General features: G+C 64.6%; 19 protein-coding genes. 13 read left to right on the top strand and 6 right to left on the bottom strand.

Annotated features, from left to right (window positions below; all coding sequences use genetic code 11):
* The first annotated feature begins 227 nt into the window (after positions 1-227).
* From BBTA_RS40265 to BBTA_RS25420, 4 genes are all read left to right on the top strand, one after another.
* Positions 228-512: a hypothetical protein gene (locus tag BBTA_RS40265; RefSeq protein WP_148221502.1), complete on the top strand. Its 285-nt coding sequence runs from the start codon at positions 228-230 to the stop codon at positions 510-512.
* A 120-nt stretch (positions 513-632) separates the two neighbouring features.
* A complete protein-coding gene (locus BBTA_RS25430) occupies positions 633-1,760 on the top strand; it encodes a serine hydrolase (protein ID WP_244424113.1) in 1,128 nt (375 codons plus the stop codon).
* A 117-nt stretch (positions 1,761-1,877) separates the two neighbouring features.
* Positions 1,878-2,861, top strand: coding sequence for a dienelactone hydrolase (locus BBTA_RS25425; protein ID WP_012045373.1), 984 nt, complete (start codon positions 1,878-1,880; stop codon positions 2,859-2,861).
* A gap of 301 nt (positions 2,862-3,162) precedes the next feature.
* On the top strand, positions 3,163-4,257 hold the full coding sequence (locus tag BBTA_RS25420; RefSeq protein WP_012045372.1) for a serine hydrolase: 1,095 nt from the start codon (positions 3,163-3,165) through the stop codon (positions 4,255-4,257).
* Between the two features lie 621 nt (positions 4,258-4,878).
* Here BBTA_RS25420 and BBTA_RS25415 read toward each other — a convergent pair.
* The gene (locus tag BBTA_RS25415; protein WP_012045371.1) at positions 4,879-5,256 is read right to left on the bottom strand and encodes a tautomerase family protein; all 378 of its coding nucleotides are present in this window, start codon (positions 5,254-5,256) and stop codon (positions 4,879-4,881) included.
* A gap of 117 nt (positions 5,257-5,373) precedes the next feature.
* On the opposite strand from BBTA_RS25415, the gene BBTA_RS25410 reads away from it, so the two are divergent.
* The 4 genes from BBTA_RS25410 to BBTA_RS25395 all read left to right on the top strand — a co-directional run bounded on the left by BBTA_RS25410 (position 5,374) and on the right by BBTA_RS25395 (position 10,102).
* Positions 5,374-6,231 (top strand): LysR family transcriptional regulator, encoded by an 858-nt coding sequence (locus tag BBTA_RS25410; protein ID WP_012045370.1) that lies wholly within the window; start codon positions 5,374-5,376, stop codon positions 6,229-6,231.
* Between the two features lie 444 nt (positions 6,232-6,675).
* Positions 6,676-6,846: a type II toxin-antitoxin system RelE/ParE family toxin gene (locus BBTA_RS41435; RefSeq protein ID WP_244424111.1), complete on the top strand. Its 171-nt coding sequence runs from the start codon at positions 6,676-6,678 to the stop codon at positions 6,844-6,846.
* Between the two features lie 503 nt (positions 6,847-7,349).
* The gene (locus BBTA_RS25400) at positions 7,350-8,690 is read left to right on the top strand and encodes a carbohydrate porin (protein ID WP_012045368.1); all 1,341 of its coding nucleotides are present in this window, start codon (positions 7,350-7,352) and stop codon (positions 8,688-8,690) included.
* A gap of 197 nt (positions 8,691-8,887) precedes the next feature.
* Positions 8,888-10,102 (top strand): adenylate/guanylate cyclase domain-containing protein, encoded by a 1,215-nt coding sequence (locus BBTA_RS25395; RefSeq protein WP_012045367.1) that lies wholly within the window; start codon positions 8,888-8,890, stop codon positions 10,100-10,102.
* Positions 10,103-10,178: 76 nt separating this feature from the next.
* Here the strand turns inward: BBTA_RS25395 and BBTA_RS25390 are convergent, their stop codons facing one another.
* Entirely contained in the window at positions 10,179-10,466 is a 288-nt protein-coding gene (locus tag BBTA_RS25390) for a DUF3303 domain-containing protein (RefSeq protein WP_012045366.1), read from the bottom strand.
* A gap of 238 nt (positions 10,467-10,704) precedes the next feature.
* Entirely contained in the window at positions 10,705-12,546 is a 1,842-nt protein-coding gene (gene ilvD, locus BBTA_RS25385) for a dihydroxy-acid dehydratase (protein ID WP_012045365.1), read from the bottom strand.
* A gap of 390 nt (positions 12,547-12,936) precedes the next feature.
* Between ilvD and BBTA_RS25380 the strand changes: the two genes are divergently transcribed.
* Positions 12,937-13,302, top strand: coding sequence for a copper resistance CopC family protein (locus tag BBTA_RS25380; RefSeq protein ID WP_041750885.1), 366 nt, complete (start codon positions 12,937-12,939; stop codon positions 13,300-13,302).
* Between the two features lie 7 nt (positions 13,303-13,309).
* The gene (locus BBTA_RS25375; protein ID WP_012045363.1) at positions 13,310-14,968 is read left to right on the top strand and encodes a copper resistance D family protein; all 1,659 of its coding nucleotides are present in this window, start codon (positions 13,310-13,312) and stop codon (positions 14,966-14,968) included.
* On the opposite strand, the gene BBTA_RS25370 is transcribed toward BBTA_RS25375, so the two are convergent.
* The 3 genes from BBTA_RS25370 to BBTA_RS25360 form a co-directional block, all read right to left on the bottom strand.
* Positions 14,953-15,756 carry a hypothetical protein gene (locus BBTA_RS25370; RefSeq protein ID WP_012045362.1) on the bottom strand — a complete coding sequence of 268 codons (804 nt, stop codon included), beginning with the start codon at positions 15,754-15,756 and terminating at the stop codon, positions 14,953-14,955. The two genes, BBTA_RS25375 and BBTA_RS25370, sit on opposite strands and share 16 nt — an antisense overlap.
* Before the next feature lie 66 nt (positions 15,757-15,822).
* Positions 15,823-16,329 carry a DUF3455 domain-containing protein gene (locus BBTA_RS25365; RefSeq protein ID WP_012045361.1) on the bottom strand — a complete coding sequence of 169 codons (507 nt, stop codon included), beginning with the start codon at positions 16,327-16,329 and terminating at the stop codon, positions 15,823-15,825.
* 96 nt (positions 16,330-16,425) lie between these two features.
* Entirely contained in the window at positions 16,426-17,643 is a 1,218-nt protein-coding gene (locus BBTA_RS25360; RefSeq protein ID WP_012045360.1) for an NADP-dependent isocitrate dehydrogenase, read from the bottom strand.
* A 302-nt stretch (positions 17,644-17,945) separates the two neighbouring features.
* On the opposite strand from BBTA_RS25360, the gene BBTA_RS25355 reads away from it, so the two are divergent.
* From BBTA_RS25355 to BBTA_RS25345, 3 genes are all read left to right on the top strand, one after another.
* Positions 17,946-19,145, top strand: coding sequence for a TrmJ/YjtD family RNA methyltransferase (locus BBTA_RS25355; RefSeq protein ID WP_012045359.1), 1,200 nt, complete (start codon positions 17,946-17,948; stop codon positions 19,143-19,145).
* Between the two features lie 224 nt (positions 19,146-19,369).
* Positions 19,370-21,073: a C2 family cysteine protease gene (locus BBTA_RS25350; protein WP_012045358.1), complete on the top strand. Its 1,704-nt coding sequence runs from the start codon at positions 19,370-19,372 to the stop codon at positions 21,071-21,073.
* A 345-nt stretch (positions 21,074-21,418) separates the two neighbouring features.
* Entirely contained in the window at positions 21,419-23,536 is a 2,118-nt protein-coding gene (locus tag BBTA_RS25345) for a type I secretion system permease/ATPase (protein WP_012045357.1), read from the top strand.
* Positions 23,537-23,538: the final 2 nt, after the last annotated feature.

Below are 23,538 nucleotides of genomic sequence, written 5' to 3'. Positions count from 1 at the left end.
CACCGGGCTTGTTGGCCACCGTGGCGACGACGCGCGTCACGCACGCCATCGCGGGACACCAGCATCGGGGTGTCAGGACCACGCGACTTCACGTCCGCAAGCGCATCATTCGTCCGCACCATTGAGGTGCGCTGATGCCCTCACGTCCACCGCATTGCCGGCCCAACGTCTCGTGACGACGCGTACGCCCCTCATCCGGACCGGAACGCGCGCAGCATATGCATGGAATGCTGATTTTCGGAAGATATTTATTTCTCCGCGAAGCTCTTGAAACGGACGATGGCGTTGAAGCTGCGGATGAAATACGCCGTTCGCCGCGAGGTGATCCGGGGGCAATCGGGACCAATTTCGCTGCGCACACGGCAGGCACGCTGCTCGTCGGGCAAATCGGCGAACGGCAGGTCACTGCAGGACCTGCGTCCAACTCGAGCGATGACAAGACCGATTGTGAGGCAAGCGGACCAAACCGCGATTTGCCAGTGACGGTCGCTTGTGACCAGCCGTCTTGGTGACCCGGTCTTAGCCTTGGCAATCGCCCTTGACCAAATCATCGGATATCGTAGGACGGAATAGGGTCTCGTGAGGGGCGAATGAGACGGCGCCGGTTTATCTCACTTCTGGGCGGAGCCGCGTTGGCGCCGTTCAACGCAATGCCAGTGTTCGCGCACCCACCCGATAGCTGCGGCGTCCCGCTTGCGCGGGAGGACGGCTGGCCCATCGCTCTCGTTGGCGAGGACAAACTCATAGACCACGCCGCGCTGTGCCGGATAGCGGAGCGGCTCGCCGCCCTCGGCAACCCCAATGTACATGCCGTGCTCGTCGTCCGCGCTGGCAATTTGGTGTTTGAACAATACTTCAAGGGTTCGGACGAGGTGCCCGGCCGCTTTTACGGCAGCAGGGTGGCAGATATCAACTTCGACGCCGATACGCTGCATAACGTGAAGTCGGTCTCGAAGAGCGTCGCGTCTCTCGTCCTCGGGATCGCGGTTGACCGCGGGCTGGTAAACAGCGTCAACGATCCGATCTTCAGCTTCTTTCCCGAATTGTCTGACTTGCGATCTCCCGAAAAGGAACGCATTCAGTTGTCGCACGCGCTCTCCATGTCGATGGGTCTAGAGTGGGTGGAGGCGACCCCGGCCACTGGAGACAATAACGACGAGGTGCGCATGCATAGGTCGCCCGATCCGTGTCGTTACGTCCTCGGTCTTCCAGTGAAGACTCCAGCCGGAACAGAATTCTTGTACAACACCGGCGCGCTCACTCTGGTGTCTGCCATCATCCGCAAGGCGACCGGACGCCCGCTCGACGAATTTGCCCGAGAGAACTTGTTCGAGCCGTTAGGCATCACCAAGGTCGAGTGGACGCGGATAAAGGGGGATACCGATGCTGGCGGAGGATTGCGCTTGCGACCGCGCGATATGGCAAAAATCGGCCAGCTAGTTCTTGCGGGCGGCTGCTGGAACGGCCGCCAGATCGTGTCCAAGGCATGGATCGAGACCTCGACAGCCCCTAGGATCAAGATCTCGGACGGTCGATCTTATGGATACCTTTGGTGGCTTGGTCGTTCCCTGGTCAACGGGCGCATGTTTCACCGGGCTGAGGCGCTTGGCCGAGGCGGGCAGCAGATTCGCATCGTTCCCGAACTCGATCTCGTTGTGGTGGTCACCGCAGGGTACTACCAGGACTATAGTCCCCGAGCCTTTCAAGTGCAGTCCGATGTTTTCAGAGACGTCTTACGGGCGATTTCGTCTTCTGGCTGACATACAAGCGCCACCACCAGCCTGCGTGCCGGATTTCCGCTTCTGGACCCAAAGGCGACATAGTCGCTTGGTCCAACGTGCCTTATTGTGAAGAGTCTTAGGCTATCGGAGCCAATGATGCGTAGCACTAAATTCGTGTTCGCCATCTGCTTCCTCTTCGGACTGACAGCGGCGAAAGCCGCGGGGGTCAGAAACTTTGACATTCCCGCTGGCGCGACGGGGCCGGCGATCAGACTGCTGGTCTGGACGCCGTGCGCGGAGTCGCCACAAGAAATGGACGCACGTGGAGCCATTTTCTTCGCCGTGCCCGGATGTCCAGTGACGGGCGAAAAACTCCCGCTCATCGTGATTTCGCATGGCAGGCGCGGATGGTTCGGCGGTCACCATGACACGGCCGCGGCGCTGGCCGATGCCGGTTTTGTCGTCGCCGCGCTCAACCATCCTGGTGACACCTGGCGCGACACCAGCCGCACTGACAGCCTTTCGGTGCTCGTCGAGCGCCCGGCGGATATTAGCCGGCTGATCGACTACATGCTCGATGGCTGGCCGGATGCGCCACGCATCGACGCCCAACATATTGGTCTCTACGGCTTCTCGTTTGGCGGCTATACGGGGCTTGCTGTCATCGGCGGCAATCCCGATTTACGAAAGGGTCTGCCCAATTGCGCGACGTCGAGCCTGTTGGCCTGCAAGCAACTCGAAAGCGGCGAGGCGCCCGGTCAGCTGATCAAGCCTGATCCGCGCGTCAAGGCCGCTGTCATCGTTGATCCATATCCCGCTTTTGTCTTCCCCGAGAAGAACCTGAAGAGAACAACGATTCCCGTGCAACTGTGGAGTTCCGATCCGGCCCAGAATGCTGACGGTCTGTCAGGATGCTGCGCGGCAGCGGTCAAACAAGGGCTCCCGGTGCCAGACTATCACTTCGTGGCAAACGCCAGGCACTTCTCGTTCCTTGCCACCTGCACCCTAAAGGAAGCGCAGGCAAATCCCGCCGTTTGCACCGATGCGCCGGGTTTCGACCGCGTCGATTTTCATCGGAATCTCCACGCTGATATCGTGGCGTTTTTCCGCAAGCACTTCGCTGAAAGCGCGAACCCGTAGTCATCTCGCCGTGGCTGCCCCGACATTGGGGTTCTCACACACACGTCACCCTTCGTGTTCTGGTCGTGCAAACGTGGCGCGATCTCTCAGCGGTTCGGTCTCGCGGTCTCTCGATGTCGCCTGTTGGCCCAGGACGTAAGTGCTGGCCCGGATGGGGGATTTACGGAGCTGGGGGCACACCGGCCGTGCCACCGGCCGACCGGCCACAGCCGCCCTTGACCCGGACCAGACATTTGGCGAGCTTTGAGCATCACAACATCCATGCATTCGTATACCATCGCTTGCCTAACGGGGGAGATAGATGGGTAAGCTCGATGTCGAGATTGATGCGGTTTTCGCCGATATGGATAAACCGCAGCATCCTGGCGCTGCGCTTCTCGTCGTCGATCGTGGGGAGATAATCTGCCGCAAGTGTTATGGCCTTGCCGATCTGGAAGCAGATCGGCCAATTACGACGGACACTTCGTTTTATCTGGCGTCGATCTCCAAGCAGTTCACCGCCATAGCGATCATGCTGTTGGTGAATGATGGGAGATTGAGCTACCAAGATCGCCTATCGACTTTCTTCCCGCAGCTTCCCGCTTGGGGCGCCGAAATTTCGATACGTAACCTGCTGCATCACACGGCGGGGCTTCCCAATTATCTGGAGTTCCTCAATTCCAGCGGACGGACACCTGAGTGGACCGGTGATGTCCTTAGCGTGACCAACGAGGCCGTGCTTGAATGGATCACCCGGCTGCCGACACCCGACTTTCCTGTCGGATCCCGGTTCACCTACAGCAACACGGGCTACGTCCTGCTGGCGATGATTGTGGCCACTGTTTCTGGTCAATCCTTTGCAGCTTTCCTGAAAGCCAATGTGTTTGATCCGCTCCGCATGAGGCATACGGTCGTCTACGATGCGACCCGCCCCACGCTGTATAGGCTAGCGCATGGCTACTTGAACGAACATGGACTATTCAAGCGGTGGGATTATCCCCTGTTGACGGCGGGCGACGGAGGTCTTTTCTCCACGCTTGATGATTTATTGCTCTGGGATCAGGCACTAAATGCCGAACTCTTGCTCCCAAGAGCCGCGCTCTTACAGAGCTTCACATCCGGCGCAAGCAACGATGGCACATCAGTCGGCTATGGATTTGGCTGGATCACGAATGTCTTTCCCTATTGCTCTGCCGCTGAGCGTGAACAATTGCTCGCACTGGGCGTTGATTTCCGACACGTCGCTCACGGGGGCAGCTTGGGCGCCTACTGCAACTACATCATCCGCTTTCTCGACGCCCAACGCACAATCATCGTTCTGTCGAACGATAAAGGCCTATCTCCGCGCATCCGGGCGCATCAGGTTGCGAAGATTGTTTTTAGCAATTCTACAAAAGCAGGAGTTGAGCCTGGCTGAACGTCTGCTATTGGCGCCAAAGGCGAATAGCCAGAGGCCAGCCCTGTTGGTCGGCTGTCCGGGGCAGACCGGGCGTTGTCTCGGGATGCTCGGCCGCCGGCCGTGACCCAACGCAGACCACTATCAGACCGCACGAGGTGCATCAGTCTCAGTAAGCCGATCTCGCCCGTGAGCAAACGCCTTGCACAAAGCAGCCTCAATTTGGATGCGCATGTAGTCCGCACGATGCTCTTCGGGTAAAGGAAGTCCCACGTCACCCAGCGCAGATCGAGCTTTTCGAGACGTGGAAGCTCGATCAGCGTTTCCGGCAATGCGGCGAGAGGGGTCCCTCTCAAATCGATCTGGCGCAGCTCCGCCATTGAACCGATCTCTTCCGGCAAATGGGGCAAGCTGTTGGTCCTGCGATACAGCTCACGCAGCCTTGAATCAGCTGTCCCTGACTCCAGGGGATTATCCAGCACGCCGCCGTTCCAACGACGCGCTCTCCTTGTCGTTGCGAGCGCAGCAGCGAGGCAGCCCAGACTGTCTCGCCTGAGAGGGGATTCTGGATTGCTTCGCTCGCGCTCGCAATGACGCGTGGAGACATCGTGCTTCCAGGCCAGCCGCCCGTGACCCGTCGCCTCACGCGAACTGCGCGAGGCCGTGGCCGACCGACCAGTTTTCCTTGGCGGCGTCGAGGATGACAACGAAGACGTCCTCGGGCCGGAGGCCGGGGCTGTCGCCGAGCAGCGCGGCGATGCGTCGGAACAGCGCCGTCTTCTGCTCTGGCGTGCGGGTGTCGAAGACGGTGATCTGGATGTAGACGAGATCGTCACTGCGGTTGACGTCGAAGGCGTTGCCATAGCGGAAGTTGGAAGGATCGTGCTCGGTGATGATCATGAACTGATCGTCCTCCGGCACGTCGAGCGCCTCGCGCATCGCCCGGTAGAGGCTGTCGAAGATCGCCTGCCGGTAGGCCTCCGGCTTGCCCGCGCGCAACGAGATGTGAAGCAGCGGCATCCCTGGTCCTTTCATCCGCGACGTCGGCTGATCATCCGCGACGTCGGTTGAGAGATTAGATGCGGCGGTGCGGTTCGGGTATGCTGAGGATCGAGATATCAGTCATAATGGCTGGAAATGACCGAACATCCGCTCGACCTGGACGAGGTCCAGGCCTTCGTCCGTATTGCCGAGCTCGGCAGCTTCACCCGCGCCGCCGAGGCGATGCAGACGACGCAGGCCGCGATCAGCCTGAAGCTGCGGCGGCTCGAGAACCGGCTGGGGTGCCGGCTGATCGAGCGCACGCCGCGGCATGTGCAGCTGTCGGAGCGGGGCAGGGTGTTTCTCGATCCGGCCCGTCAGCTGCTGGCGGCGCACGACCACGCGCTCGCGGCGTTTGCCGGCGTGCGGCAGCGCCTGATCATCGGCATCAGCGACCATGTCGCCGGGCCGGAGCTGCCGGCGCTGATCGCGCGCATGAACGACCATGATCCGCATCTCGTGGTCGAGATCCGCATCGGATCGTCGGGCGATCTGTTGCAGAGCTACGACCGGCGCGAGATCGAGGCGGTGATCGTTCGCCTGCATGCCGGGCGCAGCGATGGTGACCTCGTGACCGAGGAAAAGTTTGGCTGGTTCGCGAGCCCGAACTGGCAGCCGCGCGCGGGCGAGCCGCTGCCCGTCGCGACCATGGCGGAGTCCTGCGGCGTGCGCGCGATGGCCGCGCAGCATCTCGACGCCGCCGGCGTGTCCTGGACCGAAATCTTCGTCGGCGGCGGCGTTGCGGCGGTCGTGGCCGCTGTCACGGCCGGGCTCGGCGTCGCCGCGCTGGCGCCGCGCATGCTGCCATCGGGCGCGGTCGATGTCGGCGCAAGGCTCGGACTGCCGGAGCTGCCCCGGCTGCCGGTCCTGCTGCACACGCGGGTGCGGGAGGGGCGGGCGCGCGCGGCGCTCGATGCCCTGGTGGACGCCTACCGAAGCGCGGTGCAGGCGTGACCCATGCGGCGTCGGGGAGGGATCCTGGAGCTGATCATGGCTGCGGATCCTGCCTCGTAAATTTCCGTTGGCTTTGCTATAAGTTAGCAGGCGGCTCTGACCGGGCGTCGCGTCCTGGAAACCACCGATGTCTGAAACCAAAGCCCGCGTAATGCCCTCGGCGCTTCCGTCCAGCGAGGTGGAGCTCGCGGAATGGAACGCGTTGACCCGCGAAGAGCAGATCGCACGCGTCAGTGGATTCTTCGCGCATCCCGATTGTGAAACGTTCACCGACGAGACCGCTCAGGACATCATTGCGGCCGCTCGGCAGCGAGCTGCGGCGCGTCGTGGGTCGCTACCGGCTCTCGGTCCGCGCGCGAGACCAGCTCGCGCAGATCTTTGACTATACTGAGATCGAGTTCGGTCTCTATCAAGCCGAAGCCTATGCATCCGGAATGATCCGAGTTGCTCGCGGATTTTCCTGCCGTCGGTCAAGCCGACGAAGAGTTTCGGCGCGGACTGCGTCGGTTTCGTTTCCAGGCGCACGTCATCTACTACACGGTGTCGATCGACATGGTCGAGATTCGAGGCGTGTTGCACCATGCGCGTCGGATCAGGCCAAGCATGTTCGACTGATGCATTGGTTATGGACGGCCGCTTCAACTCGTCGGCGATAGTCCCCTGCAACTGCTCGGCCTGGCGCTGTTGTATCGCGAGCGGGGTGCCGATTGGTGTGCGGCCGACGAGGACATTGAAGCGTTCCTAGCTCGTTTCTGTTCCTGATCGCACGTCGGAACAAGGCGGCAGTGCACTCATGAAAATCATCTTTGATCCCGACCTCGGCGCGCTCCGGAGCAGTCGCCTCGGCAGGCGACTGGGTGCACGTCAAATTCCGCATCGCAGCATGTGACACTCATGTCACAGTTACTTTTATACCGACTCCCAAATATAATATGACTATTCAAAGGCATCTCGACGCTTGCTAGGGTCGCAGTCCAATCTCAGGTTGATGAACTTGCTCAGCTAACGAGCGACGCCGGGATTGAGCCGAGGGGAAGCGCGCACCGGGACGACGGCTTTGGGGCCGGGGCGCGACATAAAAACAACCAGAGCCTGGGGCGCTGCGAGGAGCAGAGAAGATGAATGGGTTTGTGACGACCGCACGCATGTGCGGCGTGGGTGTTGCTTTGTCTCTGGTGGGGTGTGGGGCGTATGCGGCGGATATGCCGACCAAGGCGCCGATTCCCTATGCCGGTGTCGATGATTTCTGGACGCGGCCATATCTGTTCGGCGATCTCGGCCGGACCAAATTGAAGGAGCAGGGCATCTCGCTCGCGCTCACGCTCGGCGACGAAGCCGTCACCAATCTCTCCGGCGGCTCGCGCAACACTTCGGCCAATGCCGGGCAGTTGTGGTTCCAGGCCAAGTTCGACATGGCCAAGCTCGCCGGAATCCCCGGCGGCACGATCGGCATCACGCTGGTCGATCGCTTCGGCAAGAACCTCAACAGCGAGGCCGGCATCCCGGCGCTGCAACTGACCAACGAGGTGTTCGGCCGCGGCAACATCCTGCGCCTGACCGAGTTCTACTACTCGCAGAAGCTGCTCGGCGACCGCCTCGAACTGAAGGGCGGCCGGCTGCCGGTCGGCTCCGACTTCTTCTTCGGCCAGTGCGAGTTCATCAACCTGACCTTCTGCGGCGGCCAGCCCGGCAACATCCAGGGCGGCTACATCTACAACTGGCCGGTCAGCCAATGGGCCGGCGTCGTGCACTACAATTTCACCAAGGAGTGGAAGCTGTCGGTCGGCGTCTACGACGCCAATCCGAACTATCTCACGACGTCGGATGCGGGCGTCTATTTGGCGCCGGGCATTCCGCGCTCGAACCCGGCCGCGGGCGTGCTGGTGCCGGTCGAAGTGGTGTGGGAACCGAGCGGTCCGCTGAACGGCACCTGGCGCTTCGGCGGCTGGTATGACAGCGCCTCGTCGATCGACGGTGGCCTGCCCGGCATCATCGGCGTTGTCCGCGGCGGCCCCGGCGTCGGCGACCAGAACCTCAGCAGCCAGCGCGGCCGCTACGGCTTCTACGAATCGATCCTGCAGCGCCTGACGGTCGACGGTCCCAAGGCTCAGGGCTGGTACACCTTCCTCAACACCAGCGTCGCCGATCACCGCACCTCGTATCAGGACTACCAGATCGCCTGGGGCATCAAGCACACCGGCACCTTCTCGTTCCGTCCCGAGGACGAGGTCGGCTTCGCGGTGGGCACGACACACGTCAATTCCGCGGCGCTGACGCCGAATGCCGGCGGCAACGAGATCCCGCTCGAAGCCTGGTACGGCTGGCAGGCGACCGGTTGGATGAACATCAAGTTCGACGCGCAATATGTCATCAATCCCGGCGGCCGCGGCTTCAACGGCGCCGGCGTGAAAACCAACAATGCCGTGGTGCTCGGCCTGCGCACCGTGGTCCACTTCTGATCCGATGCTCAATCGAGGGGCGGATGGCCACATCCGCCCCTCAGCGGCGCTGGAGCGCGCGATGGCGTTGCTGCGCGGATGAGCCGCCGCAGGGCTGCCCATCCGGGCAGGGGCGCGATGCGCGGACGCCGATTGACTCTTCCACACTGCGGCACGACATCTCCTGAAGCGCCGAGCGCGAGTCCGAGGGAGATCGCATGACCGTTTCAGACGCCCATTTCGTTCCCGGTCAACTGGTTCCCAGCCAACGCCGCGGTGACGACGTCGTGGACTGGCTTACCAACGGCACCCGCGACGAACGCTTCATCGACAACATCTTCGCCCAGATGTGTATCCGGCTGCAGCGTGCCGGCATCCCGGTGAAGCGCGCCTCGCTGCACGTCCAGATCAATCATCCGCTCTGGCTCGGCGCGCGCATCCTGTGGAGCGACGGCATGGAGGGCTCCGAGATCGACCGCATCGACTACGACGTCGGCGCGCGGTCCGAATTTATCGGCAGCCCGGTGAGCGAGATTTTTCATGGGGCCGACGAGATCCGCGAGACTCTGACACGCGACCGCGCGCTTGGCCGCCAGCATGCGGTCTATGACGACATGCGGGCCCAGGGTCTGACCGACTATGTCGCCTGGCCGATCTTCCACACGCTCGGCAAGCGGCACTGCGTCACCTTCGCGACCGACCGCCGCGACGGCTTCGATGAGGCCGATATCGATGCGTTGAAGCAGCTGCTGCCGGTGCTGGCGCTGGTCAGCGAGATCCGCATCAAGAACCGCCTGGCGCGCACCCTGCTCGAAACCTATGTCGGGCCGCATGCCGGCGAGATGGTGCTCGCCGGCGCCACGCGGCGCGGCAGCGGCACCACGGTGCGCGCGGCCATCATGATCTGCGATCTGCGCGACTTCACCAGGATCTCCGACAATTGGCCGCGCGACGACGTCATCGATCTCCTCAACGGCTATTTCGACGCGATGGTGGAGCCGATCACCCAGCATGGCGGCGAGATCCTGAAATTCATCGGCGACGGCCTGCTCGCGATCTTCCCGCTCAGCGACCCGCAGGCCTGTGCCAAGCTGCTGTATGCGGTGACCGATGCGCGCAAGGCGATGGCGGCCCTCAACGCACGCAATGCTGAAATCGGCCGCGCGCCGCTGAACTACGGCATCGGCGTGCATCTCGGCGACGTCATGTACGGCAATATCGGCTCGCTCAGCCGGCTCGATTTCACGGTTATCGGCCCCGCGGTGAACATGGCCTCGCGCATGGAGGCGCTGACCAAGCAGGTCGGCCGCAACGTGCTGCTGTCGCGCGCCTTCGCCGAGCACCTCGAGGGCGAGTTCGCGCTGGAGCGCGTCGGCGAATATCCGGTGCGCGGCTTCAGCGAACCGATCGAGCTGTTTGCGTATGAGGGGTAGGGGACGCGCGTATCCCGGATGAGCGCAGCGACATCCGGGTTCAACTAACGAAATCGAGCATCGCGAGGCTTCGCCGTCAACTCTCATCCAGATACGGCGCCACCACCTCGCGGGTCTCGGCGCTGGTGACCACCGGCACGATCTCGAAGGTCATGCCGGTGTCGCGGGCATTGGCGAGAATCCACTGTTGCAACAGCCGTGCGTCGTCGCATTCCATCAGCTGGAAGCAGCGGTCGAAATTCGGCTCGATCCAGCTCCCGAGATATTTCAGCCCGTCGGGAAATTTGATTCCGGGATCGCGCACCCGGCGATAGACCGGGATCGGATCGCGGTCCTTGAAACGTTCGATGACCATGAACAGCATGCGCGCCTCCCTCTGGGTCGCGCGCATTGTGAGCGGGATTCAGCTCTGATGCCAGATCGCACCGGTTGTCTCGCTGTTCGACCAGGCCGGGCTGCAGCCGCGCGGCGTCGTCCGCTCACCGCCGTCCGGCCATCATCCGGCCGATGCGAGGAGATGGCCTGAACCATCTCCCCCTGAGATCGCGCTGTCCTCCGCATGATGAGAACCGCGCGTTGGTCCGCAAGAACGCAGTCGCGTGTCAGTCCTTGACGATGCGCACGGCGCCCTTGGCGGCGCTGGAGGCGAAGGCCGCATAGGCCTTGAGCGCGGTCGAGACCTTGCGGGCGCGCGTCTTCGGCTTCCAGGCCTGGTCGCCTTTGGCCTCCATCGCGGCGCGACGCCTGGCCAGCTCCTCATCCGACACCGCGAGATGGATGGTGCGGTTGGGAATGTCGATCTCGATGCGGTCGCCGTCCTGCACCAGCCCGATCAGGCCGCCTTCGGCGGCTTCCGGCGAGACGTGGCCGATCGACAGGCCCGAGGTGCCGCCGGAGAAGCGGCCATCGGTGATCAGCGCGCAGGCCTTGCCCAGGCCCTTCGACTTCAGATAGCTGGTCGGATACAGCATCTCCTGCATGCCGGGGCCGCCGCGCGGGCCTTCATAGATGATGACGACGACGTCGCCTTCCTTGATCTTGTTGGTGAGGATCGCTTCCACCGCGGCGTCCTGGCTCTCCATGACGCGCGCCGGACCTGCGAATTTCAGGATCGAGGCATCGACGCCGGCGGTCTTCACGATGCAGCCGTCGCGCGCGATGTTGCCGGTCAGCACTGCAAGGCCGCCGTCCTTCGAATAGGCATGGTCGATGTCGCGGATGCAGCCTTTCTCGCGGTCGAGATCGAGCTCCTGGTAACGGCGGTCCTGGCTGAAGGCGACTTGCGTGGGCACGCCGCCGGGGGCGGCCATGTAGAAATTCCTGACGCTGTCGCTCGCCGTGCGGCGGATGTCCCAGCGCTCCAGCGCAGCCTCCAGCGAGGCCGAATGCACGCTCGGCAATTCGGTGTGCAGCAGGCCGGCGCGGGCGAGCTCGCCGAGGATGCCCATCACGCCGCCGGCGCGATGCACGTCCTCCATGTGCACGTCGGCGACAGCGGGCGCGACCTTGCACAGGCAGGGGACCTTGCGCGAGAGGCGATCGATGTCGGTCATCGTGAAGGGGACCTCGCCCTCATGCGCGGCGGCGAGCAGATGCAGCACCGTGTTGGTCGAGCCGCCCATCGCGATGTCCATGCTCATCGCGTTCTCGAACGCCTTGAAGTTGGCGATGTTGCGCGGCAGCACGCTGGCATCGTCCTGCTCGTAATAGCGGCGGGCGAGGTCCACGATCAGATGCCCGGCCTCGACGAACAGGCCGCGGCGGTCGGCATGCGTCGCCAGCACCGAGCCGTTGCCGGGCAGCGACAGGCCGAGCGCCTCGGTCAGGCAGTTCATCGAGTTGGCGGTGAACATGCCCGAGCAGGAGCCGCAGGTCGGGCAGGCCGAACGTTCCATCACCTCGACATCCGCATCCGACACCTTGTCGTCGGCGGCCACAATCATCGCGTCGATCAGGTCGACCTTGCGCAGCTTGCCCTGGATGTTGACCTTGCCGGCCTCCATCGGACCGCCCGAGACGAACACCGCAGGAATGTTCAGCCGCATCGCGGCCATCAGCATGCCCGGCGTGATCTTGTCGCAATTGGAGATGCAGACCATGGCGTCAGCGCAATGCGCGTTGACCATGTATTCCGTGCTGTCGGCGATCAGCTCGCGCGAGGGCAGGCTGTAGAGCATGCCGTCATGGCCCATCGCGATGCCGTCATCGACCGCGATGGTGTTGAACTCCTTGGCGACGCCGCCGGCCTTCTCGATCTCGCGGGCGACCAGCTGGCCGAGATCCTTGAGATGCACATGGCCGGGCACGAACTGGGTGAAGGAGTTGACGACGGCGATGATCGGCTTGCCGAAATCCTCATTGGTCATGCCGGTGGCGCGCCACAGGCCGCGGGCGCCGGCCATGTTGCGGCCATGGGTGGAGGTGCGGGAGCGATAGGCGGGCATGACGGTTTCCTCAGGCGTTCCTCGAGAACAGGCAATGTTGGTCCGGACAGGCGGGCAGCAGGCCACGGCCGCCGTCCGGCCAAGGACGCCGCGAGGCATACAGCGAAGTCCTTGACGATTCGACCCTAAATTTCGCCGCATCGGGGATGCCAAGCGGGCAGGGCGGCGGTCCGCTGCCCGCCTGTCCGGCGGCGGCCGTCCACAGGCTGGCGGCGTGGTCACAACTTTGTGCCTATTTGTGGAACGCGCGCACGCCGTACATTAGAACGGAGCGGTTCTGTTCCTGGCCGGGAAAGCCGGACAGGTCCGCCATCAGCCTCGGTCGTTTGACTCCAGCTTCTAGAAACCAGCCGTTTGAGCCCAGTCGCTTGATCCCAGTCGCTTGATCCCATGTCGTGCATCACCCGATCCCTTCACCTGCCCGTCATTGCCGCATTGCTGCTGGCCTGTCCCGGCACGGCGTCCGCGCACGCCATCATCGTCACCTCGCAGCCCGCATCGGGCGCGACCATCGACAAGGACGCGGTCGCGATCCGGCTGCGCTTCAACAGCCGCATCGATCACGCCCGGTCGCGGCTCAAGCTGCGCGCCCCCGATGGCGCGGAGCAGGCGCTGATTCCGGCCGCGGATGCGCCGGCCGACGAGATCGATGCCGAAGCCCGGGCGCTTCGCCCCGGCGCCTGGCACCTGCAATGGCAGGTGCTGAGCGTCGACGGCCACATCACCCGCGGCGACATCCCGTTCAACGTGCGCTGAGCGCGCCATGGCGCTGTTCCTCGACATTTTCGGCTATCTCTCGGTGGTGCTGCGCGGGCTGACCTTGCTGGCGCAATCCTTCACCATCGGCGGTCTCGCGTTCCAGCTCCTGCTGCTGCGGCCGCTGCAGGCCGAGCTCTCCGCCGCGGCGATCATCGTCGGCAAGCGCGGCCAGCGGCTGCTGCGCCTCAGCGCGTTCGGGTGGTTCGCCATCGTGCTGGCCGCGCTTGCGGTCAACATGGCGGCGCTCACCGGCACGCTGGAGCTCTCGCTGGGCGAGGCCGCAGGCGCCGATTTCGCGCGCTCCGGTTTCGCCGTCGCGGCCTGCGCGCTCGGCATCGCGTGGCTCGCCCGCACCGGCCATTGGGGGAGAGCGCGCGCGATCATGCTGGTCGCGCTGGTGGGTCTCGCGCTCGCGATGCAGCTCAATCTCACCCATGCGGCGAGCCGGCTCGACGTGCGCTGGCCGCTGCTCGCCGCCGACTTCCTGCACATGCTCGGCGCCGGGATCTGGATCGGCGGCCTGCCTTATTTCCTGCTGGCGCTGAACGGCTGCAGGTCAGAAGACGACCAGCGCCGGATCGGCCGGCGCTATTCGCTGATGTCGATGGCCTCGGTCGCCGCCATCGTGCTCGGCGGCACCATCATGGCGATGGCCTATCTCGGCTCGTTCGCGGCGATCTATGGCACCGCCTATGGCGTGATGACCTCGGCCAAAGTGGCCATGCTGCTGATGCTGCTGGCGCTCGGCGCCGGCAATTTCCTCGCCGTCGAGCGCCTGCGCCGCCGCGATCCGGCAGCACCGCTGCTGCGGATGAAGCGCTTCGTCGAGGTCGAGCTCGGCATCGGGCTCACGGTGCTGCTCACCGCGGGATCGCTGACCTCGCTGCCGCCCGGCATCGACCTCAGCCAGGACCGGCTGAGCTGGAGCGAGATCGTCGAGCGCGCCACGCCGCAATGGCCGCGGCTCTCCAGCCCCTCGGTCGACCAGCTGACGATCTCCCAGCTGCAGGCCAAAATCGACGCCGCCGACGCCCAGCGTGTGACCGCGCCGCAGGCCTATGTGCCGGGCGAGGGCATGATCCTGCCGCGCAGCGCCGCAGACATTGCCTGGTCGGAATACAACCACCATTGGGCCGGGATCTTCGTCGTGCTGATCGGCGTGCTGGCGCTGATCGAGCGTTTCTCCTGGGGCCGGTGGGCGCGGCATTGGCCGCTGCTGTTCCTGGTGATGGCGGCGTTCCTGTTCTTCCGCGCCGACGAGATGGCCTGGCCGCTGGGCCCGATCGGCTTCTGGGCCTCGTGGCGCGATCCCGAAGTGGCGCAGCACCGGCTGTTCGTGGTGCTGATCATCCTGTTCGGCCTGTTCGAATGGCGGGTGCGGCTGCGCGGGCAACAAGCCGGCCGGGCGGCGCTGGTGTTTCCGCTGACGGTCGCCGCCGGCGGCGCGCTGCTGCTGACGCATTCGCACGCCATCGCCAACATCAAGGACCAGCTGCTGATCGAGATGAGCCACACGCCGCTGGCGCTGTGCGGCATCACCGCCGGCTGGGCGCGCTGGCTGGAATTGCGCCTGGATGGCCGGATCAGCCGCGCCGCCGCCTGGGTGTGGCCGGTGGCCTTCGTGATGGTCGGCTTGATCCTGCTCGATTATCGCGAGGCCTGAGGCGATGGGACGGCCGCGCCCGTGCCAGCCTCAGGCCATACGATCTCGATATGCTCGTTGTTGAAGTCGGGGTCGTTCTCGTCGCCGCGCCGCCAGCAGGTCATTCCGGCCGGCAGCCCGGCCAGCCGGATCGGCTGGCCGTCCGGCACCCGCGCGCCGAAGGCGAGCAGGTCGATGAAGCGGTTGACGAGGTCGAGAATGGCCTCGCGATGCTCTGTGCGGACCCGGTGGATGCTGAGGTCGGGACGGCCGAACTTGCGCATGCCGCGGGTGTGGACCCACTCCGTGCCGTCTCCGTCCGGAGAGATCAAGGTCACGACGTGATGCCGGGGTGCGCAATGCCCGACATTGAAGGCGCGCGTGCGCCATTCGGTCGGACTCCACCATTTCAGCATCTGCGGGTCGTAGATCGCGACGCCGCCCACATCCAGGCAGAAGGCCAGGAGGCCGATCACATCGCGGAAATAGCTCAGCGTCGGCGGATCGGCGATGTCGCCTTTCACCACCAGGCAGCAATCCTGCGCGGCCACGATCGCCGCCAGATCGGGATCTTCGGCGATGAGCCGGGTCCAGGGATGTCCGGTGCGAAAGCGCCTCACGACGTCGGGATGCTCGGTCGGACCGTAGGACAGCAGGTCGATGCCGTCAGGCACGCCGCTCGACCGATAGGCGCTCCTCGACAGCGGCCGATCGAGATCCACCCAGCCATAGACGACGTAGATCAGGAACGGGTTGTTGCCGCCCGCCACATAGTGAGTTCGCGGCCACTCGGCGAGCAATGGCGTCATGCGCGATGCTCCTGACATGGTGCCGGCTTGGCTTCGGCCTGGTCGCCCGCGCCACGTTGCATCCGCTCACTCCTTGCGGAGGAAGACATAGTCCGCGGAATAGGCCACGCTGCGGAACTGCCCCGCGGTCTCGCAGGCGCCTTCCAGTTTGCCGCCGGCGGTGTTGATCCGCTGCACCGTGGTGACGTCGGAGAGCACGCCCTTTCCGCCGCGGTGCGGGACCACTTCGAGCTTCAGCCAGGGAATGTCGTTGTCGGTGGCGCCGATCGCGGTGCCCTGCACCCGGCCGCCGATGATCGAGCCGTCCTGATGCTCCCAGCTCGGCCCGGCAGAGTGGCGGCCGACGGTCTTGCCGTCGGCGACCAGCGTGGCGATCGGCTCGCGGAACGTCCAGGCGAGCTTGCCGTCCTTATCGGTCTTGCATTCATAGACCTGGGCGCCCTCGGCATGCAGCGTCAGCACCGGCTTCTCGCCGGCGGCGACGAGGGCATCGGGAAGCGCGGTCTCGGCGGCATAGACCTGGACGGTCAGGGCGCCCAGCAGCAGCAGCGACAGCGTGGGGATCACGCGCATGGTCAAGTCCTCGATCATAGCGAAAACGGAAACGGGCCGCGCTTGCGGCGCGGCCCGTCGATAGGTGACCAAACCAGAAGGCGAAAGTGGGGAGACTTACGCCGCCGCCATCGCCTTGGTCAGGTTCTCGGCGATCTTGTCGAGGAACCCGGTGGTCGACAGCCAACGCTGGTCGGCGCCGACCAGGAGCGCGAGGTCCTTGGTCATGTAGCCGGCTTCGACGGTGTCGACGCAGACCTTCTCCAGGGTGGCGGCGAACTTGGCGAGCTCGGCATTGTTGTCGAGCTTGGCGCGGTGCGACAGGCCGCGGGTCCAGGCGAAGATCGAGGCGATCGAGTTGGTCGAGGTCTCCTTGCCCTTCTGGTGCTCGCGGAAATGGCGGGTCACCGTGCCGTGGGCGGCCTCGGCCTCGACGGTCTGTCCGTCCGGCGTCATCAGCACCGAGGTCATCAGGCCGAGCGAGCCGTAGCCCTGTGCCACGGTGTCGGACTGCACGTCGCCGTCATAGTTCTTACAGGCCCAGACATAGCCGCCCGACCATTTCAGCGCCGCGGCGACCATGTCGTCGATCAGGCGGTGCTCGTAGGTGATTTTCTTGGCCTCGAACTTGTCCTTGAACTCCTTGTCGTACACCTCCTGGAAGATGTCCTTGAAGCGGCCGTCATAGACCTTGAGGATGGTGTTCTTGGTCGAGAGGTAGACCGAATAGTTCTTGGCGAGGCCCATGTTGAGCGAGGCGCGGGCGAAGTCGTAGATCGACTCGTCGAGATTATACATCTCCATCGCGATGCCCGGGCCCGGCGCCTTGAAGACCTCCTTCTCGATCACCGTGCCGTCGTCGCCGACGAACTTCATCGTCAGGACGCCCTTGCCGGGGAATTTGAAGTCGGTGGCGCGGTACTGGTCGCCATAGGCGTGGCGGCCGATGATGATCGGCTTGGTCCAGCCGGGGACGAGGCGCGGCACGTTCTTGCAGATGATCGGCTCGCGGAACACGACGCCGCCCAGGATGTTGCGGATGGTGCCGTTCGGCGACTTCCACATCTCCTTCAGGCCGAACTCCTTCACCCGGGCCTCGTCGGGGGTGATGGTGGCGCACTTCACGCCGACGCCGACCTTCTTGATGGCGTTGGCGGCATCGATCGTGATCTGGTCGTTGGTCTTGTCGCGGCTCTCCATCCCCAGGTCGTAATACTGCAGGTCGATATCAAGGAACGGGTTGATCAGCTTGTCCTTGATGTACTGCCAGATGATCCGGGTCATCTCGTCGCCGTCGAGCTCGACGACCGGGTTGGTCACCTTGATTTTTGCCATGATCGATGGGGCCTTCTTGGGAACAGCGCGCCAGGAATGGAAAGCGCTTGTGAAATCAAGCGCGTCATAGCACTGCTGCACCGCGGGCGGAAGCGCACCCGGTATGCGCACGGTGCTGATTTTCGCGGCCCGCTCATGCAACGGGCGAAGACGGCGGGGCGGCCTCCCTCCGGCTTCGCGCAAACTGCAAAAATCCGGCTTAAGCCGATTATTTTGCTTGAGAATTCTCTCCAGCCGGGCCAACGGAGCGGATCGGGCGCCGCGCCGGCGCTTGACCATGATGTGGAAGTTGAGGATCGACCGTGTCGGGCACCGACAAGACCAAGGCAGGAATGGAGATCGCAGGCCCGGTGGTGATCCTGGTCGAGCCGCAGCTCGGCGAGAACATCGGCATGGCCGCCCGCGCGATGGGCAATTTCGCGCTCACCGAGCTGCGCCTGGTCAATCCGCGCGACGGCTGGCCGAACATCGCCGCCCAACGGGCGGCGGCGGGTGCCGACCACATCATCGACCACGTCCGGCTGTTCGCGACCCTGCCGGAGGCGATCGCCGATCTCGACCTCGTCTTCGCGACCACCGCCCGCTCTCACGACCAGGCCAAGCCGGTGATGGGGCCGGAGGCCGCCGCCCGCGAGATGCAGGGCCAGATCGCCGCCGGCGGCCGGGCCGGCATCCTGTTCGGCCGTGAGCGGTCGGGCCTGACCAATGAGGAGGTCGCCCGCGCCAACCGCATCATCACCTATCCGGTCAATCCAGGCTTCGCCTCGCTCAACCTCGCCCAGGCCGTGCTGCTGATGGGCTATGAATGGTTCAAGCTGGTGACCTTCGGCGCGCTGCCCTTCACGATGCCCGAACGCTCCGAGCGCGCCACCCAGGAGCAGCTGGAGGCGTTCTTCGAGAACCTCGTCCGCGAGCTCGACCGGGTCGAATTCCTGCGGCCCGCCGAGAAGCGCGAGACCATGCTGGTCAATTTGCGCAACATCTTCTTCCGCATGGAACCGACGAAGCAGGACATCCACACTTTGCACGGCGTGGTCATGGCGATCGCCGAAGGGCGCAAAGGACCGGCCAAGGGCGGCGTGCTCGACAGCACCCAGGCGAGCCGGCTGCGGGCGCTGATCGCCGAGCAGGGCACGGTGGCCAATTTGCCGGATTCGCGCGGCTCGCTGCGCGGGCTGGCGCGGCTGCTCCGCCGCAACCCGACCGACGCCGAGCGCGCGTTGTGGCACGCGCTGTCGCGCGACCGCCGCTTCGCCGGCCAGTTCAAGCGCCAGACCCCGGTCGGCCGCCACATCCCCGACTTCGTGTCCTTCATCCACCGCCTCGCCATCGAGCTGGTGGGCGACGACGAGAGCGAGGGCGTGGTTGCGGATCGCGCCCAGCGCCGGGCGTGGCTGGAAAGCCGCGACTACCGCGTGACCGAGGTGAAGGGCGCGGACGTCGAGGGCGATCTCGAGGCGGAGCTGAAGCGGCTGCAGGCGCTGATCGCGGAGCGAAGATAGAGTAGAGACCATTCGGGCACCGTACGACTACGGCCTCCGTATCATTTGCCGCCGATCTGTAAGATCCCACCGATCGAACGGTCGTAAGATACAGTTGATCGCGACAAATCCCTAAAATTCGAACGGATCGCGCAGCTTTGCCGCAAGGCCTGGTGCGAACGATGGCGGGCCGATCGCAATGCCGATCGCCCGAAGATCACATCGTTCACGGAGAGCCTCGACCAATGCCGATCCAGCCGCAGGGCCTACGCAAGCCGCAGACCGACCCAACCAGCGACCAGACCGGAATGTTCGAGACCGACAGTTGGCTCACAGCTGATCTGACGCCACTCTGGCTGGCCGCCCGGACCGCGGCGGCAGCGCCGACGGCAACGTCGAGCGCCGATCCATCGGCCGCCATCGCGATCTATGGTAATTTCTGCAGCGTCGCGGCGACCTTGACCACGACGTCGAGCACGACCTCGAGCGTCACCGCGAAAACCACCACCTCGACGGTCGCCGCCACATCCACCACCAAGACGACGGTGCCGGCCTGGGTCAACACCCTGACCAATGCTGCGATCAAGGCCGACATGACGGCCGCGATCACCAATGGCACGGTGACGTATGCCGGCCTGCTCAAGGTGTTCACCGACATCGATGCCTCGTTGGCCGCGACCAAGACCAAGCTGAGCGCCAGCCAATTCGCCGATCTCAAGACGATCGTCGCCAATCTCAACAATGGCGTCTCGACGTCGAGCTATCTGACCTACATCGCCCAGTCCTTCGTCAACGGCAACGCCGCGAACGCGACCTGGACCGGCGGAGCCGCCAGCGCGGTCGCCCTCGGCAATCTCGCCGCCGGCGCGACCGAGCTGCAATTCGCCGAGCTGATCGGAAAGTGGTTCCTCGGCACCGACCTGCCGTCTTCGAAGGTGATCCTCGGCAGCACCCAGTTCTCGGTGTCCTATTCGAACTCGACCAAGCCGCTGTTCTCGGCCGCCGGCGCCAGCATGAACGACATCAACCAGGGCTATCTGGGCGATTGCTATCTGCTCGCAGGCCTCGCCGAGGTCGCCTACAAGGAGCAGTCGGTGATCTCGTCGATGTTCACGGCCAATGGCAACGGCACCTATGGCGTGCGCTTTTACGTCAACGGCGCTGCGCGTTACGTCACCGTCAACAGCGCGCTCGCCAATGGCGGCACCATCTTCAACAATGGCGGAACCGCCATCTGGGCGAGCCTCGCCGAGAAGGCCTATGCCGAGCTGCAAGCCAGTGGCGTCTACACCGGCAACTCGATCAACTACGGCAATTCCTACACCACGATCGGCAATGGCGGTGCCCCCCAGATCGCCCTCGAGGCGATCACCGGCGCCACCCAGATCACCGACTTCCGCGCCATGGGCGGCTCCTGGGGCAAGGTGGTCTACAACTCGTCCTTCGGCGTGACCGGCTATACGACCGGTAATTCGACGTCCAGCGTGCTGGCAACCATCGCCGCCAGCCTCGCCGCGGGCGACGACGTCATCCTGTCATCCTACACCAATGCCAAGGATTCGACCGGCAAGACCACGCTCGTGGCCAGCCACGCGATGTCGATCTACGGCTACAACAGCGCCAACGGCATGCTGCAGGTCCGCAATCCCTGGGGCTCGGCGGCCGGCCAATATTGGCAGACCACCTTCGAGGTCAGCCTGGCGACCCTGCTGGCCGCCGGCGACACCATCACCATCGACAATGTCGGCGACGCCAAGAAGCTGGCGGCGAGCACCACCACGTCATCCTCGGGGCTGAAGCTCGTCTCCGACATCAGCGATCTCTCGGGAGCCGCATCCGGCTTCGTCCAGGCGATCGCCTCGCTCTCCGATGGCGGCGCGTCGAACGTCGCGTTCACGCAATCGCTGGCCTCGCAGCAGCACACCTTGGCGATGCCGCTGGCGGCGTGATCCGCCCCTGATCGCCGGGACGCGCACATGTGACGGATTCGCGATCGGCTCTCTGCACACGTCATGGCCGGGCTCGTCCCGGCCATCCACGTCGCGCGGCTTCCTGGGAGGGACGTGGATGCCCGGACAAGCCCGGGCATGACGAGCAACTCATTAAGAGGTTGTCCGTGTGCGCGGGCGCTCGTCCGTGAGTTTGCGGCCGGTTCGGCGGTGCAGCCGGCACGGTCTCTTCGTACCAGACCGCCGCCGCCATGCGTCACCTGTTAAGCATCCGATTTAACGTCGCGCCAACGCGAGCCGCGGAGGGTGTCGCGGGGATGTCGAACCACGAGGCGGGATCATTCGATGCAGGCGTGTACGGATCAGGGCGCATGGGCGCTGGCGCTGTCGCTGCATCTGCTCGGCATCGTCGCCGATCCCGGCCGCATCCAGCACGAGGCTGGCCGCAGCGACGCACTCTCGGTTGATGATCTCCTGCGCGCCACCGCGCGCTTTCCGGTCAAGGCGAGGCTGGTCACATCGAAGATCGCACGCCTGAAGACGACGCCGCTGCCGGCGCTCGCCGTGCTCAAGGATGGCGGCTTTGCCGTGATCGGCAAGGTGACCGAGACCGCTGTCCTGATCCAGGGGCTTAGCGATGCGGGGCCGCGTCTGCTGGCCTTTGCCGAGTTCGAAACGCTGTGGTCCGGCCAGCTCATCCTGATCGCCAAGCGCGCGGAGCTGTCGGACACCGCGCGCCGGTTCAATCTTGGCTGGTTCGTTTCAGCCATCGGCAAGTACCGGCGTATCCTGATCGAGGTGCTGCTGGCGTCGTTCGTGATCCAGCTGTTCGGCCTGGCGACGCCGATGATCTTCCAGGTCGTCATCGACAAGGTGCTGGTGCATCGCGGATTGTCGACGCTTGAGGTGATGGTTGCGGGCCTCGCGCTGATCGCGCTGTTCGAGGCGGTGCTGTCGGGCCTGCGCACCTATCTGTTCACCCACACGTCCAACCGCATCGATGTCGAGCTCGGTGCGCGGCTGTTCCGGCATCTGATGCGGCTGCCGCTGGCCTATTTCGAGAGCCGTCGCGTCGGCGACAGCGTCGCGCGGGTGCGTGAGCTGGAGACCATCCGCCAGTTCATCACCTCGTCCTCGATCACTTTGGTGCTCGATCTCGCCTTCGCCGCCGTCTTCATCGGCGTGATGTTCCTCTATAGCTCCACCCTGGCCTGGATCGTCTGCGCGACCCTGCCGGTCTATGCACTGCTGTCGCTCGCCACTACGCCCGCGTTCCGGACACGGCTGGACGAAAAATTCCGTCGCGGCGCCGAGAACCAGGCGTTCCTGGTCGAGAGCGTCACCGGCGTCGAGACCATCAAGGCGATGGCCGTCGAGCCGCTGATGCAGCGGCGCTGGGAGGAGCAGCTCGCGAGCTATGTCGGCGCCTCCTTTTCGGCGTCGCAGATCGGCAATTGGGCGAGCCAGGCCGCCAGCCTGCTCAACAAAAGCGTCGGCGCTCTGACGCTGTTCGTCGGCGCCGGCCTCGTGATCGCCAATCGGATGACGGTCGGCGAACTCGTCGCCTTCAACATGCTCGCCAACCAGGTCTCAGGCCCGGTGCTGCGGCTGGTGCAGGTCTGGCAGGATTTCCACCAGGTGCGGCTGTCGGTCGAGCGGCTCGGCGACATTCTCAACACGCCGGTCGAGGCGCAGAGCGGCGGCGCCGAGCAGAACCTACCGCCGCTGCAGGGCGCGATCGAGTTCGAGCGCGTGACTTTCCGCTACGGGCTCAACACTCAGCCGGTGCTGCGCGATGTTTCCTTGAAGATCGGGGCAGGGCAGGTGGTCGGCATCGTCGGTCCCTCGGGCTCCGGCAAGAGCACGATCGCCAAGCTGGCGCAGCGGCTGTACCTGCCGGAAGCGGGCCGGGTGCTGGTCGACGGCGTCGACACCGCGGTGCTCGATCCGTCCTGGCTGCGCCGCCAGATCGGCGTGGTGCTGCAGGAGAACGTGCTGTTCAACCGCTCGGTGCGCGAGAACATCGCGCTCGCTGATCCAGCGTTGCCGATGGAGAAGGTCGTCGAGGCGGCCAAGCTCGCCGGCGCGCATGAGTTCATCTGCCGGATGCCGCAGGGCTATGACACGGTCATCGGCGAGCGCGGCGTGTCGCTGTCCGGCGGCCAGCGCCAGCGCATCGCGATCGCGCGCGCGCTGGTCGGCGATCCCCGCATCCTGATCTTCGACGAGGCGACCTCGGCGCTCGACTACGAGTCCGAGAGCATCATCCAGGCCAATATGCGCGACATCGTGCGCGGCCGCACCGTGCTGATCATCGCGCACCGGCTGTCGACGGTGCGCAGCGCCGACCGCATCCTGACGATCGAGAACGGCGTGATCATCGAGGACGGCACCCACGATCAGCTGGTGGCCGGCGGCGGGCGCTATGCGACCTTGCACAGAATTCAGTCCGCGGGCCGCTGAGG

The sequence above is a fragment of the Bradyrhizobium sp. BTAi1 genome (assembly GCF_000015165.1).
GTDB lineage: Bacteria > Pseudomonadota > Alphaproteobacteria > Rhizobiales > Xanthobacteraceae > Bradyrhizobium > Bradyrhizobium denitrificans.
The sequence above is the reverse complement of the archived record's forward strand: the minus strand, read 5'-3'. Positions and strand labels throughout refer to the sequence as shown.

Coding starts and splice junctions, on each gene's coding strand:
- BBTA_RS25410 (WP_012045370.1), top strand. CDS start 5,374: ATGACCGAACATCCGCTCGACCTGGACGAGGTCCAGGCCTTCGTCCGT.
- BBTA_RS25395 (WP_012045367.1), top strand. CDS start 8,888: ATGACCGTTTCAGACGCCCATTTCGTTCCCGGTCAACTGGTTCCCAGC.
- ilvD (WP_012045365.1), bottom strand. CDS start 12,546: ATGCCCGCCTATCGCTCCCGCACCTCCACCCATGGCCGCAACATGGCC.
- BBTA_RS25425 (WP_012045373.1), top strand. CDS start 1,878: ATGCGTAGCACTAAATTCGTGTTCGCCATCTGCTTCCTCTTCGGACTG.
- BBTA_RS40265 (WP_148221502.1), top strand. CDS start 228: ATGCTGATTTTCGGAAGATATTTATTTCTCCGCGAAGCTCTTGAAACG.
- BBTA_RS25370 (WP_012045362.1), bottom strand. CDS start 15,756: ATGACGCCATTGCTCGCCGAGTGGCCGCGAACTCACTATGTGGCGGGC.
- BBTA_RS25345 (WP_012045357.1), top strand. CDS start 21,419: ATGCAGGCGTGTACGGATCAGGGCGCATGGGCGCTGGCGCTGTCGCTG.
- BBTA_RS25390 (WP_012045366.1), bottom strand. CDS start 10,466: ATGCTGTTCATGGTCATCGAACGTTTCAAGGACCGCGATCCGATCCCG.
- BBTA_RS25375 (WP_012045363.1), top strand. CDS start 13,310: ATGGCGCTGTTCCTCGACATTTTCGGCTATCTCTCGGTGGTGCTGCGC.
- BBTA_RS25360 (WP_012045360.1), bottom strand. CDS start 17,643: ATGGCAAAAATCAAGGTGACCAACCCGGTCGTCGAGCTCGACGGCGAC.
- BBTA_RS25350 (WP_012045358.1), top strand. CDS start 19,370: ATGCCGATCCAGCCGCAGGGCCTACGCAAGCCGCAGACCGACCCAACC.
- BBTA_RS25365 (WP_012045361.1), bottom strand. CDS start 16,329: ATGCGCGTGATCCCCACGCTGTCGCTGCTGCTGCTGGGCGCCCTGACC.
- BBTA_RS25420 (WP_012045372.1), top strand. CDS start 3,163: ATGGGTAAGCTCGATGTCGAGATTGATGCGGTTTTCGCCGATATGGAT.
- BBTA_RS25415 (WP_012045371.1), bottom strand. CDS start 5,256: ATGCCGCTGCTTCACATCTCGTTGCGCGCGGGCAAGCCGGAGGCCTAC.
- BBTA_RS25380 (WP_041750885.1), top strand. CDS start 12,937: ATGTCGTGCATCACCCGATCCCTTCACCTGCCCGTCATTGCCGCATTG.
- BBTA_RS25400 (WP_012045368.1), top strand. CDS start 7,350: ATGAATGGGTTTGTGACGACCGCACGCATGTGCGGCGTGGGTGTTGCT.